Below are 14166 nucleotides of genomic sequence, written 5' to 3' on the forward strand. Positions count from 1 at the left end.
GGCGACGTACGCTTCCTCTTTAACCTGCCCAACTAACGCGTCATCTCTGTCGGGCCCGCTACTCGACCGGCGCCGGGTCATTGTCGAACCCACCAGCCAACAGGCTTCCCGACCTGTGGTTTTGTGGTGTCTTGACTACGCGGCGGACAGAACAGTGATTCCAGAGTATCCGTGACATCCCGGTCGCTGGCGCCGTCCAGAAACGGCTCTTCATCGCTTGTGGTATGTCATTCCGCATCTTGGGAAAAGGTTGGGAAAAGAAGCTGAAGCCACAAGCTCGGCAACTTGGGCACTACGGCGTTATTTCCGTCAGCGTGCTGACCGGCGGGCGCCGTCAGGTGACTGCTGAAACCGGCCAGCCAGCGGGCTAGTCCACTTGGTTGATGGTGCCTTCGCGGCGGAAGGAACGGCGCTTTCAACGGTTCCGGAAAACATCGAGCACGGTTCTTTAGCCTTTTCAAGTATTGCGGGAAATCCTTCGCGACCACGAGCAGTCCTCAAGTCTTACCGCGTATCCAAATCCTCGAACACCAGGAACGTCTGGGTGTCCAGGACTCCGGGCATGGACTGCAGCTGATCGAAAATCACCCGGCGAAGGTCAATGTTGTCCACGGCGCGCACCAGCAGGATGACATCGAAGTCCCCGCCCACCAGCGCGATGTGATGGACCTCGGGGATCGCGCGCAGGAGTTCGCGCAGCTCGCGCCAGGAGTGCTGGCGCACTTTCAGCGTGACGTAGGCAGAAGACTTCAGGCCGGCTTTGATGGGATCCACCAGGGCGGTGAACTTGGTCAGGACGCCTTCGCCGGTGAGCCGGGCGATGCGGGTGTAGGCGTGGGCGCGGGAAATGTGGACGTTCTCGGCCACCTGTGTCACCGACATCCGGCCGTCCCGGGTCAGCTCCGCGATGATGTTCCGGTCCACATCGTCCAGCGGCACCGCCATCTGCTCTGATTCGAGCTCTGCCATTCGTCTACGACCCCCGCCGGTAATCCAGCTCACACTTACGATTTGTCTTCAAGATTAGGGCATATTTGTGGACATCTCCACGATTTTCGGTGGAGGTGGATACGAAACATCAGCTGGCGGCATACTGGGACAGATTAGTGGCTACAGAAAGACGGACCAATGACGATCTCCGCAGACCACACTGCGCAGCAACACGCGCAGCAGGCCGCGCAGCAAAATTCAGCCAGTGATGCCGTGAGTAAGTTCGGCATCACTGTTGAGGACTACATGCTCCCGGCCCGCCACCAGATCCAGATGGTCGGGCCCGACGGCACCCTGAATCCGCACACGGAGCAGGGCACCCAGCCGGGGCACGAGTACAGCCTGCCCAGCGAAGCCGAACTGATGGCCGCCTACGAGCAGCTCGTCGTCGGCCGCCGCGTCAATGACCAGAACTCCGCGCTGGTCCGGCAGGGCCGCATGGCCGTCTACCCCTCCAGCCACGGCCAGGAGGCGTGCCAGGTTGCCGCCGCCCTGTGCCTTGCCGAGGGTGACTGGCTGTTCCCTACCTACCGCGACTCCGTGGCCGTGATGGTCCGCGGCGTGGACCCGGTGCAGACCATGACGCTGTTCCGCGGCGACTGGCACAGCGGGTACGACCCCGCCAAGAACAAGGTCGGCATCCAGTGCACCCCGCTGACCACCCAGCTGCTGCACGGCGTCGGCGTTGCCCACGCCGCCAAGCTGCGCGGCGAGGACACCGTGGTCCTGGCCATGTGCGGCGACGGCGCCACCAGCGAAGGCGACTTCCACGAGGCCCTGAACTTCGCCGCCGTCTTCCACCTGCCCGTGGTCTTCTTCGTCCAAAACAACCAGTACGCGATCTCCGTGCCGCTCGCGCACCAGTCCGTTGCGCCCTCGCTGGCCCACAAGGCCGTGGGCTACGGCATGGCCGGCGAACGCGTGGACGGCAACGACGTCGTGGCCCTGCTCGCCGTCCTCGGCCGGGCCGTCAAGCTCGCCCGGGAAGGTTCCGGCCCGCTGCTCGTGGAGGCGCACACCTACCGGATGCAGGCGCACACCAACGCCGACGACGCCACCCGCTACCGGCAGGACAGCGAAGTCGCCGAATGGGTCGCCAAGGACCCGCTGAGCCGGATGCAGACTTATCTGACGGACCGCGGCCTGCTGGACGATGACCGCGCCGCCAGGATCACCGACAAGGCGGAAGCGGTCGCCACGCAGCTGCGCGAAGGCCTCAGCGAAGAAGTCCCGGTGGAACCGCAGGACCTCTTCAAGTACGTCTTCTCCACCCCCACCCCACAGCTGAAGGAACAGTCAGCCATGCTCGCCGACGAACTGGCCCGCGACGCCGCATCCACCGCAGCCGCATCCAACTCAAGGGAGGCCGGCAAATGAGCCCCAGCATCACCACGTCCTCCGAGGCGAACGGCAATGTCAGCGCCGCGACCGCCCGCGCGGCCGCCAAGGCTGCAGCCACCGCAGAGCTGACCGGCCCGCAGGCCGTCACGCTGGCCAAGGCGCTCAACACCGCGATGGCTGACGCCATGCACGCGGATGCGTCGGTCCTGGTCTTCGGCGAGGATGTCGGCATGCTTGGCGGCGTCTTCCGCATCACGGACGGTCTCACCAAGACCTTCGGCACGAGCCGCTGCTTCGACACCCCGCTGGCCGAATCCGGGATCGTGGGCATGGCCGTGGGGATGGCGATGAACGGCATGCGCCCGGTCATCGAGATGCAGTTCGACGCGTTCGCGTACCCGGCCTTCGAACAGATCGTCAGCCACGTCGCCAAGATGCACAACCGCACCAAGGGCGCCGTGAAGCTGCCCATGGTCATCCGGGTCCCGTACGCCGGCGGGATCGGGGGAGTGGAGCACCACTGCGACTCTTCCGAGGCCTACTACGCGCACACCGCCGGCCTGAAGGTCTTCACCCCCGCCACCGTGGCCGACGGCTACCGGATGCTCCGCGAGGCCATCGACTCCGACGATCCAGTGATGTTCATGGAGCCCAAGAAGCTGTACTGGTCCAAGGACCAGGTGGACCTGGACGCGCTGCGTGCCGAGCACGCCACGAACACCGAGCGCGGCACGTCCTCCGAGGGTCGGGCCGCCGTCGCCCGCCCCGGCACCGACGCCACGCTGATCGCCTACGGGCCGTCCGTCCCGACGGCGCTCGCCGCCGCGGCCGCCGCCGCCGAAGAAGGCCGCTCGCTGGAAGTGATCGACGTCCGCTCGATCGTCCCGTTCGACGACGAGACCGTCTGTGCCTCGGTCCGCAAGACCGGCCGCGCCGTGGTCATCGCCGAGGCCCACGGCTTCGCGTCCGTGGCCTCGGAAATCGTCGCCCGGGTCCAGGAACGCTGCTTCCACCACCTGGCCGCACCGATCCGCCGCGTCACCGGCTTCGACGTGCCCTACCCGGCGCCGAAGCTCGAGCACTACTACCTGCCCGGCGTGGACCGCATCCTCGACGCCGTTGACGACCTCCAGTGGGAAGACTGACCATGAGCGAACCGAAAGTATTCCTCCTGCCGGACCTGGGCGAAGGCCTCACCGAAGCCGAGCTCGTGAACTGGCTCGTGGCCGTGGGCGACGAGATCCGCGTGGACCAGCCGATCGCCGAGGTCGAGACCGCCAAGTCCATGGTGGAGGTGCCCTCGCCGTACGCCGGCACCGTGGCCGTGCTGCACGGCGAGCCAGGCCAGACGCTCGACGTCGGCAAGCCGCTGATCTCGGTGATGCCGGTTGGTGCTTCCGTTTCCGGCGCTTCCGTCGTTGGGGCCGGTGGGGCCGGCACGAATGATGCCGCCCCCGCCCCTTCGCCGGACAGCATTCGTCCTGCGGACGATGCCGCCGGCTCCGGAAGGCCCGATGCCACTCCCGGGGCGGCATCATCCGCGCCGGCTGGTTTCGCTGCTGGCTCACCCGCCGCCGCTCCTGTTTCTCCGCCGGCTGCTGTTGCGGCTGAGGCTTACCGCGAGGAGGAGAAGGCCGGGTCCGGGAATGTCCTGATTGGGTACGGGACGCCGGGCGGGCATGGGGTTGCCCGGCGGACGCGGGCTCCTAAGCGGGCCGGGATGGCTGAGGCTGTCAGCGGGGTATCTGCTGCGGAGAAGGCTGCCGATGACCTGGTGCTGATGCGCACCCGGATTCCCGGGAAGCTGGGCGCCGTTATCTCTCCGCTGGTTCGCCGGATGGCGCGCGATCATGGGGTTGATTTGGGGGAACTCCAAGGGTCGGGAGCCAGCGGGCTCATCATGCGGCGCGATGTCGAGGCCGTCATCAAGCCGGCGCCGGTGGTTGAGCGCCCGGCGGCGGCGCCCGCCGTGCCGGCCGCACCTATCGCGGGTTCCGGCACCGACGCGCGCACCGGTCTGGGCATTTCCGGGCGCACGGCGGTCCGGGGCGTACGGAAGGCCGTCGCGGCAAACATGACGCGCAGCCGCTCCGAAATCCCGGAAGCCACGGTGTGGGTGGACGTGGACGCCACCGCGCTGGTGGAGATGCGTGCCGCGCTGAAAAAGGCGGACCCGCACAACACCCCGGGCCTGCTGGCATTCATCGCACGGTTTGTTACTGCCGGGCTGAAGAAGTTCCCGGAGCTGAACACCAGGATCGTGACCACCGAGGATGCCGCGGGCGGGGCGATGCAGGAGATTGTGGCCTTCGACGGCGTCAACCTCGGGTTCGCGGCGCAGACCGACCGCGGGCTGATGGTGCCGTCGGTGCGGAACGCGGACAAGCTCAGCGCCCGCGAACTGGACGCCGAGATCCGCCGCCTCACCGCCGTCGTGCGCGAGGGCAAAGCGACCCCGGCAGAGCTGGGCAGCGGCACGTTCACTCTGAACAACTACGGCGTGTTCGGGGTTGACGGTTCCGCCGCGATCATCAACCACCCCGAAGTGGGGATCCTCGGCGTCGGGCGGATCATCGACAAGCCCTGGGTGGTCAACGGCGCGCTCGCGGTCCGCAAGGTCACCGAGCTGACCCTCACGTTCGACCACCGCGCGTGCGACGGCGGAGCGGCCGGCGGCTTCCTGCGCTATGTCGCCGACGCGATCGAGAACCCGGGCTCGGCGCTCGCGGACATGTGAGACGCGAGGGGGTTGGCTTAGCGCTGCTGGGCCTCGCAGCCTTTGGTGTGGTCGGGCACGCGCTCCTGCCGGCCAAAGTCCCGCTCTCGGTTGCACTGCCCTCCTTGACGCCAACGGCGACGGTAGCCCCAAAGCCTACGGCCGTATTCCTTGGCGATTCCTACACCCAGGGGTCGGGCTCCAACACGCCGAATAAGCGATGGTCGAGCCTGGTGTCCGCCGAGATGGGTTGGGCCGAAGACAACATGGGCCGCGGTGGCACCGCCTACGTAGCAGTATCGGACGTGAACGGTTGCGGACTCGTCGTCTGCCCAAACTGCCGAGAGATGACGGACTCTGCGGTGTCTCACAAGCCTTACGTTGTTGTTGTGACTGGTGGGCAGAACGATCGCTCGCAGTTCGTCAGGGCCCCCGCCATGGTTACAGCCGCCATCGACACGACTTACCGGGCCCTGCGTGAGCGGCTTCCTAAAGCGCGGATAGTCGTGGTCGGCCCGTCCACACCGTGGGGGGTTGTTGCGCCGATCACTGACCTCGATAAGGCCGTGCAGAATGCGGCGCTGGCCGTTAGCGCAACCTATGTCAGCCTCATCGGCCCGGACTTCATCGACCCCGCCAACGTCCTGCCGGATAAAGCCTACGTCAACAATGCAGGCCACGCCGCCTTAGCGGAGCGCGTACTCGCAGCGCCGCTAAGCCCCTAGATCAGGCCGTACTGCGCTACCTGTGTTGCCACGGCGATACCGAACGCCTGGTACCCTGCCTGCGTGGGGTGTGCCGCGTCGAGGAACTTTTGGCTACTGCTTACCAGAGTGCATGGAGTACCACGCGGACGCTTAGGCACACGGCTAAATAGGCGGCGGGAACCGCACCAGCGGCCGTGCCAGCCTTTTGGAGCCCATATACTTCTCAGCATGGGGACTACCGAAAAACTCATCCATCTGCAGCAGCGACCCCTCATCGGCAAGCTGGCTACCGAAATACTGTCAATCTACGGTGTTGAGTTTCCGCCGCAGGTAAAGATTGGAACCGGGCTAGTCGTCCACCACCGCGGTCAAGGCATTATCGTCAGTCCCAGAACCACAATTGGCAACGATGTTGTCATATATCAGCAGGTGACTATCGGTCGCAGTGGGGTAGGCACTAGCGACTCTGAGCAAGGATTCGAAGGAGTAGTCATAGACGACGGGGCTACGCTTTGCGCGGGGGCCAAGATACTGGGCGGGCGCGGTACTCTGCGAGTCGGCAAGGGTTCCATCATTGGGGCGAATGCGGTCCTAACTCAGTCAACCGGTGACTTCGAGGTGTGGGCCGGGGCGCCAGCCCGCAAGATCGTCGACCGGATTGCATCCTCCACAAGTGATTACCAAGAGGCAGCAGCAGGGCTCTCCGCCCATTATCATTAGGTCAATCACATCTGAATCTTTTGGGGGAATCGCCTTGGCGCATGATCTAAAACAGGCCCACGCCAATGGAAGAGCGATGTCTGCGCCGCTTCTGGGGACGGTGGTAGCTCTCCTCCTGTCGGTAATAGCTCCGATCATCCTCCTGGATGCGACCGCCACTCAGGGTGGCGAGAATAGCTATCTTGGCCCCCTAGTCATTGCCTGCGGTGCAGGGTTGCGGTTCGCAGCAATTGTTGGTTCTAGGCGGCGGCGCTTGTTCGAGATGGTCTTCTGGTTGTTTGTATACGTCTTCCTGGGTATAGCGCCAACCATCCAGTTGCGCCTCGGTATTGACACGGATACGACGCCGAACATCAGCCACTCCTTCGACGGGCAGGCGACGGCGATTGTTATTGCCGGATGTGTCGCATTCCTTTTCGGAGCCTTCCTGGGAAAAGAACCCAAGCAGGGGGCTCCGGCTTCAGAGGTTCCCGCGGTCGGCTCCCTGGTCAGCCCCGCCCGTGTGAATGTACTGACCATTGCGTGCCTAGGGCTATTTGCTTATTACGTCAGCCGCCTCGGGCTCAGTAACCTGTTCATCAGCAGGTCGGCGTTTGACCTGCTGCGAAGCGAAGTGTGGGCCGACAAGACTACCAATGTTCTGATCGTCGGCGCAACGTCGATGGGGTTGCTGGTCGCTACTGTTGGACAGATATATTTGCGTCAGCAACGAAAGGGTGAGGGGCGAAGCCGACCTTTCATGCTCCCGCTGGCGAGCCTTGTTTCGCTACTCCTCTGTGTCAATCCGATCAGCAGTCCGCGCTACATATTCGGGACGGTCCTGTTGGCACTACTGGGGGCATGTGGTGCGTATGCCACGGCGAACAGGTTTCGCCTTGTCTCGCTGGGCGCAGTATTCGGCCTCGTGTACCTGTTCCCCATTGCTGACATGTTCCGCCGATCACTGGACCCGGCCGCGAAGTCACAGAACCCGCTTGAGTCAATGTTGAGCGGCGACTTCGACAGTTTCGCCCAGATTACAAACACGGCCGAATATGTGGCGACGGAGGGGATTACCTGGGGAAATCAGCTTCTTGGAGTCCTGTTTTTCTGGTTGCCCCGCAGTGTGTGGCCCGACAAGGCTGTGGACACGGGGACAATGCTGGGGGAATGGAAGCTGTACATGTTCAAGAACCTGTCAGCCCCGCTGTGGGCCGAGCTGTTCATCAATGGCGGGTGGCTCATTCTGGTTGTCGGCATGCTGATCTTGGGTGCTGCGGTCGCCAAGCTCGACCGGTCCAGCGAGGCGGCGCTAGCTACAACAGGCCGGCCTACGGTTCTGGCCTGCATCTTGCCTTTCTACATGCTCATCGTGCTACGCGGCTCCCTGTTGCAGTCCGTGGCGTTCATGACGGTCGTGGTGCTCGCATACCTGTTCATCCGCACCAAATTCAATGCCAAGGTTGAGGCCCGAAGCATTGCTCCGGGTCTCAACCTTGCACCTACCCCACAGCCGTGGGGCTCACAGCGTCGCTGAGATCATTTGCCAGGCCTTGAATGCCCGCCAATTCGTGCCGTTGGCGATAAACGTCTTCCCGGTCAGCGGGGCCAGCGTTCGAGTCGCAGAGCCGTTTACTTTTCCGGCCGGCCCTAGACCGAACGCGGCGAGTGTGGCCCGGATGAGGTTAGCTTGCCGGATAGCCAGCGCGGACCCAACTTCGGGAGTGACGTGGACGCTGTCTATGTAGAGGTGGGTATCACGTGTGCCGTCACGGTTGTTGCTCCAGTGGTGTCGGTTGCGAACGAGTTGCTGGTTGGTGCTGCCAGACTGGTGACACGGGCTTTGCCGGGGTTGAGTCGGGGGGCCTCGAGGATGCCCCCTGTAGCTGCAAGCTCACCACAATCTGGGGGACGAGGGTTGCGGCGCCGTTGGGCGTTCCGCGTGATGGTCGGCTGCGTGAAGGGCTTCGTGTGGCATTCAGTGCACCCGGCAACGGGGTGCTCGCGGTTCGCAAGATTATCGAACTGACGCTCACATAGGCTCGTCCGGGGATCCCAGGGGCTGGGGCGGGGACCGCACGGTCACCTTTGTGCGGTCAGTGCTGAGCGGTTCCCGCGCTCTTCTCCGCCTGTGCGGAAAGTCGCCGCGCCAGCCACGACGCCGGCAGGAGCAATAGCCACAAAAACGGCGTGTAGGCGTTGAGGGCGAACGCCGCCGGAATCGAGAAGATGAAGACCAAGGCCACGGCCAGGCGCGCGTAAAAGATGCGGCGGTGCACGTGGGCGGCCATCTCGCGGTCCATCAGCCCGGCGTGCTTGGCGTAGCCCCAAATGGCCGCCAGCATCAGATAGACGGCGGCAATGTTGGCGGCGTACAAAACGCTGGGCCACGGAGTGGGGTCGTCCCCATAATCGCTGAGGATCGACGTCGGGGCGGGCAGCATGGCAATAAAGAACAAGAGGGCCAGATTCAGCCAGGCCAGATTCGCATTGAAGCGGCGGATGAGGGCAAAATCGGAATGGTGGGACATCCACGTCTTGGCGATGATGGCAAAGGACAGGGCGTACGCCAGCAACTGCGGCCAGGCCGCGATCAGGGCGCTGTCCAGCTGCTCGGCGGGGATGCCCTCGGGCAGTTTCAGGTCCAGGGCCAAGAGGGTCAGGGCGATGGCGAAGACGGCATCGCTGAAGAACACCATCCGCTCCAGGGAGGTACCGGCATTCAACGGGAGCCACCCCCAATCGTTTCGGTGGAGCACCTGGCTAATCGACGGAAGTAGGCCACAGGCTACTCCGCGGCGAGGGCCAAGACGAGGGCCTACGGGCAGGGCCGCCACAGGGCGGGACGGGCATGCCCTGAAGGGAATTGCCAGCCGACACGGGTAGAATCGAGGCCTGTGCATCGCACCAACACCGCACCAACAAGACCGCACAAGCAACGCCGGAAAAGCGTCGGAAATACGGAGATTCAATGTCACGATGGCTCGAGGTCGGTCCGGACAACTACGTACTGACAACTCAAGGTTCCCTGCTCAACACGGGTCTGGTGGTCGGCACCGAGCGCGCCATGGTGATCGACACCGGCGGCGGGCCCCGCCAGGGCCGTGAGATCCTGGCGGCCGTGCGGGAAAAGACCGGGCTGCCACTGGTGGTTGTCAACACGCACGCCCACTACGACCACTTCTTCGGCAATGCCGTCTTCGCCGACGACGGCGTCACGGAATTTTGGGCGCACGAGAACTGCGCCGCGGAAATTGAGGAGAACGGCGACGAGCAGCGCCGGCTTGTGGCCTTGGCGGAACCTGAAATGGCGGCCGGTCAGGGCTCCGACGCTGAGTTGGTAGTTCCGAACGCCATCGTGAGGGACCAGCCGGTCCTGGTGGATCTTGGCGGACAGAGCGCCACCTTGTTCTATCTGGGCCGCGGCCATACCGACGGCGACCTCCTGGTCGGCACCGCGAGCACCGTCTTCGCCGGCGACCTCGTCGAACAGGGTTCCCACCCGTCCTTCGAGGACTCCTTCCCGGAAGACTGGGCCGACGCTCTCCGGCACCTGTCCGCGTTGCGGCACCGGTACGAATTCCTGGTCCCCGGCCACGGCGAGCCGTGTTCGGACCAGTTCGTCAAGACCATGGCCAACACCATGACCACCGCGGTCCGGCAGGCGATCCAGGCCACCCGGGAAACCCCGGACGACGCAACCAAGGCCATCCCGATTCTGCCGTACGGCCCCGAACAGTCGCGCTGGTTCATCAAACGCCTGCAGGACACGCGGGCCCACCGCTGAGGATGGCGGGCGCGGGGCTCGCCGGATGGACAACGCCGGTAGCCTGTGAGTAACCTCATCTCCGGGTCCCTTTCCGTGGACCCGCTCTCGCCAGCGGCCAGCTTGCCCAAGGATGGGGATCCCCGGGGCTCGCGTCAATGATGTCGCTGCTCTCAGGAGGTCTCACCTGTGACATTGCCCGGCTATGTCCTTGCGCTGTGCATTTTGCTGGGGAGTCTCGTGTTTCTCTCCGCCGTGTTCTACGTGTTGCTTCGCCTCAGGCGGCGCAGACACGCGCCCGTCTCCGTTCCTCAGCGCCAGGAGTCATGACAGTGCCGTACGTCGACATCAACCCCCACCGCAACCGGCCGAAATGGTGGGCCTATGTGGGCCTGGTGCTCTTGACGGCAGCAACGATCGCCGTTGTGGTGCTCGCTCTGCGTCGCTGACTAAGTGCACTTTCTGGCCGCGTCTGCGGGTACTCGTCAGCTGACCACCGTGCCTGCGCCTAGACTTGCTGTTTGGACCAATTCAAACAAGCAACGCAGCGGCCTGCGCTGTGATCCCTGGGGGGAATAGACATGTCCGAACCGGTGGACACCAAAACTGCCAACGACACGATGGACGCCGAGCAGCCGGATCTCCGGCGCCGGCGTGACCGCCGCGCCGACGGCTCCGATGCCTGGACGGGAACCATGCCGATCATCACGCCCAACGAAGCCGACGTCCAATCTGCACGCACCGCCCCTAGCAGTTCATGGGCAGAAGCGGCCGCCGCAGCGGATGCGCCCGCTGCACCCACACACGCGCCCTCCGGCGCAACACCGGCGGCGTTGCCCGAGACCCCCGGAACACCTCCGGCCGTGCCCGCGCAGCCGGCCCGCTCCACGCGGTCGGCCAGCCGGTCCGCGGCCCTGGCCGACGGCCCGGTGCCCGACTTCATCAGTTCCCCCGGCCTCTTCGTCCGCGAGCAGAAGCCCCGGCCCGTCGGCGGGTTCCGCGGCGCCCTCTACAAGCTGACCGGCGGCGGGCTGAACCTGGGCCCGAACGCCCGGCAGCGCGAAGAGAACGAGCTCGCCCAGCGCATCTCGCGCCAGCTCCAGGGAAGCTACAACACGGCCGTCCTGAGCCTGAAGGGCGGCATCGGCAAGACCTCCACCACGGTGGGCGTCGGACTGACCCTGGCCGAGTTCCGCGGCGATCCCCCCTGCGCGATCGACGCCAACCCCGATTCCGGCGACCTCGTGGAGCGCGCCCTCGGCGAGGGCATCTACCAGCAGCAGAGCCCGCGCACCATCACGGACCTGCTCAAGAACATCGAGTCCGTCGATTCCCTAACCGCACTTGCCCGCTACATGCACCACGCCGGCCGGCTCCACCTCATTGCCGGCGAACAGGACCCTGAGGTGTCGGATTCCCTGACGGCCGCGGAATACCTGCGGATCCGCAAGCTCATCTCCGCTTACTACTCCGTGGCACTGATCGACTGCGGCACGGGCGTGACACACAACGCCATGAGCGGCATCCTGCAATCGGCGGACAACCTGATCATCGCGGCCGGCTACGCCGTCAGCGGCGCGAAACGGGCCCGCAGCACCCTGCACTGGCTGGCCAGCCACGGCTACGAGGACCTGGCCCGCAACGCGATCGTGGTCATCACGGACAAGGACGAGGTCTCCACCCGGGTGGACAAGGACGCCATCGAGGAACACCTGTCCGGCATCTGCCGCCAGCTGATCGCAGTCCCGCACGACCGCGGAGTGGCCGACGGCGACCTGGTCACCTTGGATGTGTTGCGCCCGGAAACGAGGCGCGCGTACCGCGAGATCGCGGCCGCCATTGTGGACGGGTACGTCTAGGGGCCGATCGCTAACCGTGGCGTGTAGCCCTGACCTTCCGGGCTGCGGCCGGAAGGCCAGCCAGTCCCCGGCGCCAGCGTGAAACGTGGGCCCTGAAAAGCCCGAAGATGGAGTCGTTAAGATATAGGTCGCGCTCCCGCAATGTTTGCCGTGACGGAAAGACCGCGCGGGCCAGCACCAGCGGCTTAACCCGCCAGGGGCTTTCGATGAGCGAGACCAGATAGGCCGTGCCCGTGCCGTGTACAGCAGTACGGTGGTGCCACTCCTCGCTGACGGATCCCTGCCGGAGCGTCAGATCCGTTATTTTCAGGTCGGCGAAGAGCGGTTTCAGCGCCGCCGTCGCCTGGAGCTCCGAGCTGAGATCCACGACGTCCGGGTGCATGGCGACGTCAACCCGCTGGAGCAGCTCCGAGTACTCGCGCTGATGGCGGGGTTCATCCATGGCGCGCAGGCTGTGCAGTGCCTGAAAGATCACCGCCGCAGGAATGGAAGGAACGGGCACACTCCTGGCCGCCATGACCAGGTATTGCCTGTCGCGCCAGAGCGCATCGAAGGCATTGCCGGGGGAGGCCTCCATCCCGGGAAACCTGTCATGGACGTCGATATCGCAGTTCCACTGCGGATGGTAGAGAGTGCGGGAGTGCGAGTACCGGCGAACGACTGTCACGCCGGATGGCCTTTCGAGCCAGCCGCGTCCGCCGAGGAGGTCCACCATTCTGTCCAGGTCTTCCGGACGGACCAGGACGTCCACGTCCGCAGACACATGGTGCGCGCGGAGTCCCATCATGGTGGCCGCGGGACCCTTGATGAACAGCACCTGCAGGCCGGCTGACGCTGCCACGTGGTCCACGAGGGCCGTGGCCAGGAGGACGGCTTCTTCTTGGTGCAGGGGTTCCGGGATGTCCATTAGCTGGCACTTTCGCCGCGAGAGGTCGGCTTGATCATGCCGGCGTTGCTCAAGCTGCGGATCAACCCGACTACGTCATCCGCGATCGCGCCGGCCTCTATGGCGTATTCGCGGGCAAGGCACTCGATGAGTTCCGTCTCGGTTCGGACCCCGTCCAGCGCGTTCCACACAGAGGCAGCCGTCCCAACCAGGATGACCGGGACCTGTTGCTCAAGGTGCAGGACGGCGACGCGTTCGCCGTCGGCGCTGTGAACGAAAGCGGCGTCTTCACTGACGCGCCACACCTGTTCCGTCATGAGACCTCCGCCGACACTAGAGAGGCCATGAAGCATCACGCGGGGCCTTCGCAAGGCTTCATGCTACCGCGCGGCAGCCAAGTTGTTTCGCGCCGGTGACCGACTTAGATTTAGGCATGACCAACAACGCCGGGGACGAAGCCGCCCTGCAACTGCAGGACCTCCTGATGGGAACCGAGAGCGTCGAGGACTTCCTGGGCCGCCTCGCTGAATTCTCGGCCGCCACACTCAGCCAGGCCGCCGGCGCGGAGATCGAATGCGGCGTGACGCTGCAGCGCAAGAAGAGGACCATGACGGTGGCCGGGAGCAGCCCCCGGGCCGTCATCCTGGACCGCATCGAGCAAACCCTCGGCGACGGACCGTGCATCGCGGCGCTGCGGACCAAGTCCGTGGTGGTGCTGGCTGACGTCGATACCGATCCGCGCTGGCCGGAGTACCAGCTGCAGCTCGCGGCCCATGGCTGCCGCAGCACCCTCGGCGTGCCGCTGGAAATCGGCGAGGACGCGGCCGCCGCGCTGAACTTCTTCGGCTCTGACACGGGGATTTTCACCGAGGCAATTGTTACCGAGGCCTCCGGTTTTGCCGACCTCGCCGGCCGGGCCCTTCGCTTGGCCGTCCGGATCGGCACCGCGCAGTCCCGGGCGGAGGACCTGCAGGCCGCCATGGAGCACCGCACGTCCATCGACCTGGCCTGCGGCGTTATTATGGCCCAGAACCGCTGCTCCCAGGACGAGGCGATGGGCATTCTCACCCGGGTGTCCAGCAACCGGAACCAGAAGCTCCGCGACGTCGCGGCAGACGTCCTGCGGAATCTCCCCACTGGGGAAGTCCGCACGCACTTCGACGCCTGAGCTCCCCGGCGCGCCGCCCGCCCTAGGATGAAGG

Annotated in this window: 14 protein-coding genes; 10 read left to right on the top strand and 4 right to left on the bottom strand. The window is 65.0% G+C overall.

From position 1 onward, the window contains the following. Positions 1-504 precede the first annotated feature (504 nt). Positions 505-969: an Lrp/AsnC family transcriptional regulator gene (locus AC1DRO_RS15795; RefSeq protein WP_476951546.1), complete on the bottom strand. Its 465-nt coding sequence runs from the start codon at positions 967-969 to the stop codon at positions 505-507. 159 nt (positions 970-1128) lie between these two features. On the opposite strand from AC1DRO_RS15795, the gene pdhA reads away from it, so the two are divergent. The 6 genes from pdhA to AC1DRO_RS15825 all read left to right on the top strand — a co-directional run bounded on the left by pdhA (position 1129) and on the right by AC1DRO_RS15825 (position 7990). Beyond that, complete coding sequence (gene pdhA / locus AC1DRO_RS15800) at positions 1129-2367, top strand: pyruvate dehydrogenase (acetyl-transferring) E1 component subunit alpha (RefSeq protein WP_476951547.1); 1239 nt, start codon at positions 1129-1131, stop codon at positions 2365-2367. Then, entirely contained in the window at positions 2364-3476 is a 1113-nt protein-coding gene (locus AC1DRO_RS15805) for an alpha-ketoacid dehydrogenase subunit beta (protein ID WP_476951548.1), read from the top strand. Before pdhA ends, AC1DRO_RS15805 begins: the two co-directional genes overlap by 4 nt. A 2-nt stretch (positions 3477-3478) precedes the next feature. Continuing rightward, positions 3479-5068, top strand: coding sequence for a dihydrolipoamide acetyltransferase family protein (locus tag AC1DRO_RS15810; RefSeq protein WP_476951549.1), 1590 nt, complete (start codon positions 3479-3481; stop codon positions 5066-5068). A 47-nt stretch (positions 5069-5115) separates the two neighbouring features. Next, positions 5116-5772 carry an SGNH/GDSL hydrolase family protein gene (locus AC1DRO_RS15815; RefSeq protein ID WP_476951598.1) on the top strand — a complete coding sequence of 219 codons (657 nt, stop codon included), beginning with the start codon at positions 5116-5118 and terminating at the stop codon, positions 5770-5772. A 210-nt stretch (positions 5773-5982) separates the two neighbouring features. After that, positions 5983-6474: a serine O-acetyltransferase gene (locus tag AC1DRO_RS15820; protein WP_476951550.1), complete on the top strand. Its 492-nt coding sequence runs from the start codon at positions 5983-5985 to the stop codon at positions 6472-6474. Beyond that, complete coding sequence (locus AC1DRO_RS15825) at positions 6428-7990, top strand: hypothetical protein (protein ID WP_476951551.1); 1563 nt, start codon at positions 6428-6430, stop codon at positions 7988-7990. Before AC1DRO_RS15820 ends, AC1DRO_RS15825 begins: the two co-directional genes overlap by 47 nt. A gap of 559 nt (positions 7991-8549) precedes the next feature. Here AC1DRO_RS15825 and AC1DRO_RS15830 read toward each other — a convergent pair. Beyond that, positions 8550-9179, bottom strand: a complete 630-nt coding sequence (locus tag AC1DRO_RS15830; protein WP_476951552.1) for a TMEM175 family protein — start codon at positions 9177-9179, stop codon at positions 8550-8552. Positions 9180-9424: 245 nt separating this feature from the next. Between AC1DRO_RS15830 and AC1DRO_RS15835 the strand changes: the two genes are divergently transcribed. The 3 genes from AC1DRO_RS15835 to AC1DRO_RS15845 all read left to right on the top strand — a co-directional run bounded on the left by AC1DRO_RS15835 (position 9425) and on the right by AC1DRO_RS15845 (position 12078). Further along, positions 9425-10240 (top strand): MBL fold metallo-hydrolase, encoded by an 816-nt coding sequence (locus AC1DRO_RS15835; RefSeq protein WP_476951553.1) that lies wholly within the window; start codon positions 9425-9427, stop codon positions 10238-10240. A 305-nt stretch (positions 10241-10545) separates the two neighbouring features. Then, positions 10546-10668 (top strand): hypothetical protein, encoded by a 123-nt coding sequence (locus AC1DRO_RS15840; protein WP_476951554.1) that lies wholly within the window; start codon positions 10546-10548, stop codon positions 10666-10668. 132 nt (positions 10669-10800) lie between these two features. Beyond that, positions 10801-12078, top strand: coding sequence for a MinD/ParA family ATP-binding protein (locus tag AC1DRO_RS15845; RefSeq protein ID WP_476951555.1), 1278 nt, complete (start codon positions 10801-10803; stop codon positions 12076-12078). A 10-nt stretch (positions 12079-12088) separates the two neighbouring features. Here the strand turns inward: AC1DRO_RS15845 and AC1DRO_RS15850 are convergent, their stop codons facing one another. Both AC1DRO_RS15850 and AC1DRO_RS15855 read right to left on the bottom strand, forming a co-directional pair. Then, complete coding sequence (locus tag AC1DRO_RS15850) at positions 12089-12985, bottom strand: nucleotidyltransferase family protein (RefSeq protein ID WP_476951556.1); 897 nt, start codon at positions 12983-12985, stop codon at positions 12089-12091. Continuing rightward, positions 12985-13281, bottom strand: coding sequence for a PqqD family protein (locus tag AC1DRO_RS15855; RefSeq protein ID WP_476951557.1), 297 nt, complete (start codon positions 13279-13281; stop codon positions 12985-12987). The genes AC1DRO_RS15850 and AC1DRO_RS15855 overlap by 1 nt, the downstream gene beginning before the upstream one ends. 116 nt (positions 13282-13397) lie before the next feature. Between AC1DRO_RS15855 and AC1DRO_RS15860 the strand changes: the two genes are divergently transcribed. Further along, on the top strand, positions 13398-14132 hold the full coding sequence (locus tag AC1DRO_RS15860) for a GAF and ANTAR domain-containing protein (protein ID WP_476951558.1): 735 nt from the start codon (positions 13398-13400) through the stop codon (positions 14130-14132). The last annotated feature ends 34 nt before the right edge of the window (positions 14133-14166 follow it).

This window comes from Arthrobacter sp. P4_F11 (assembly GCF_056401395.1).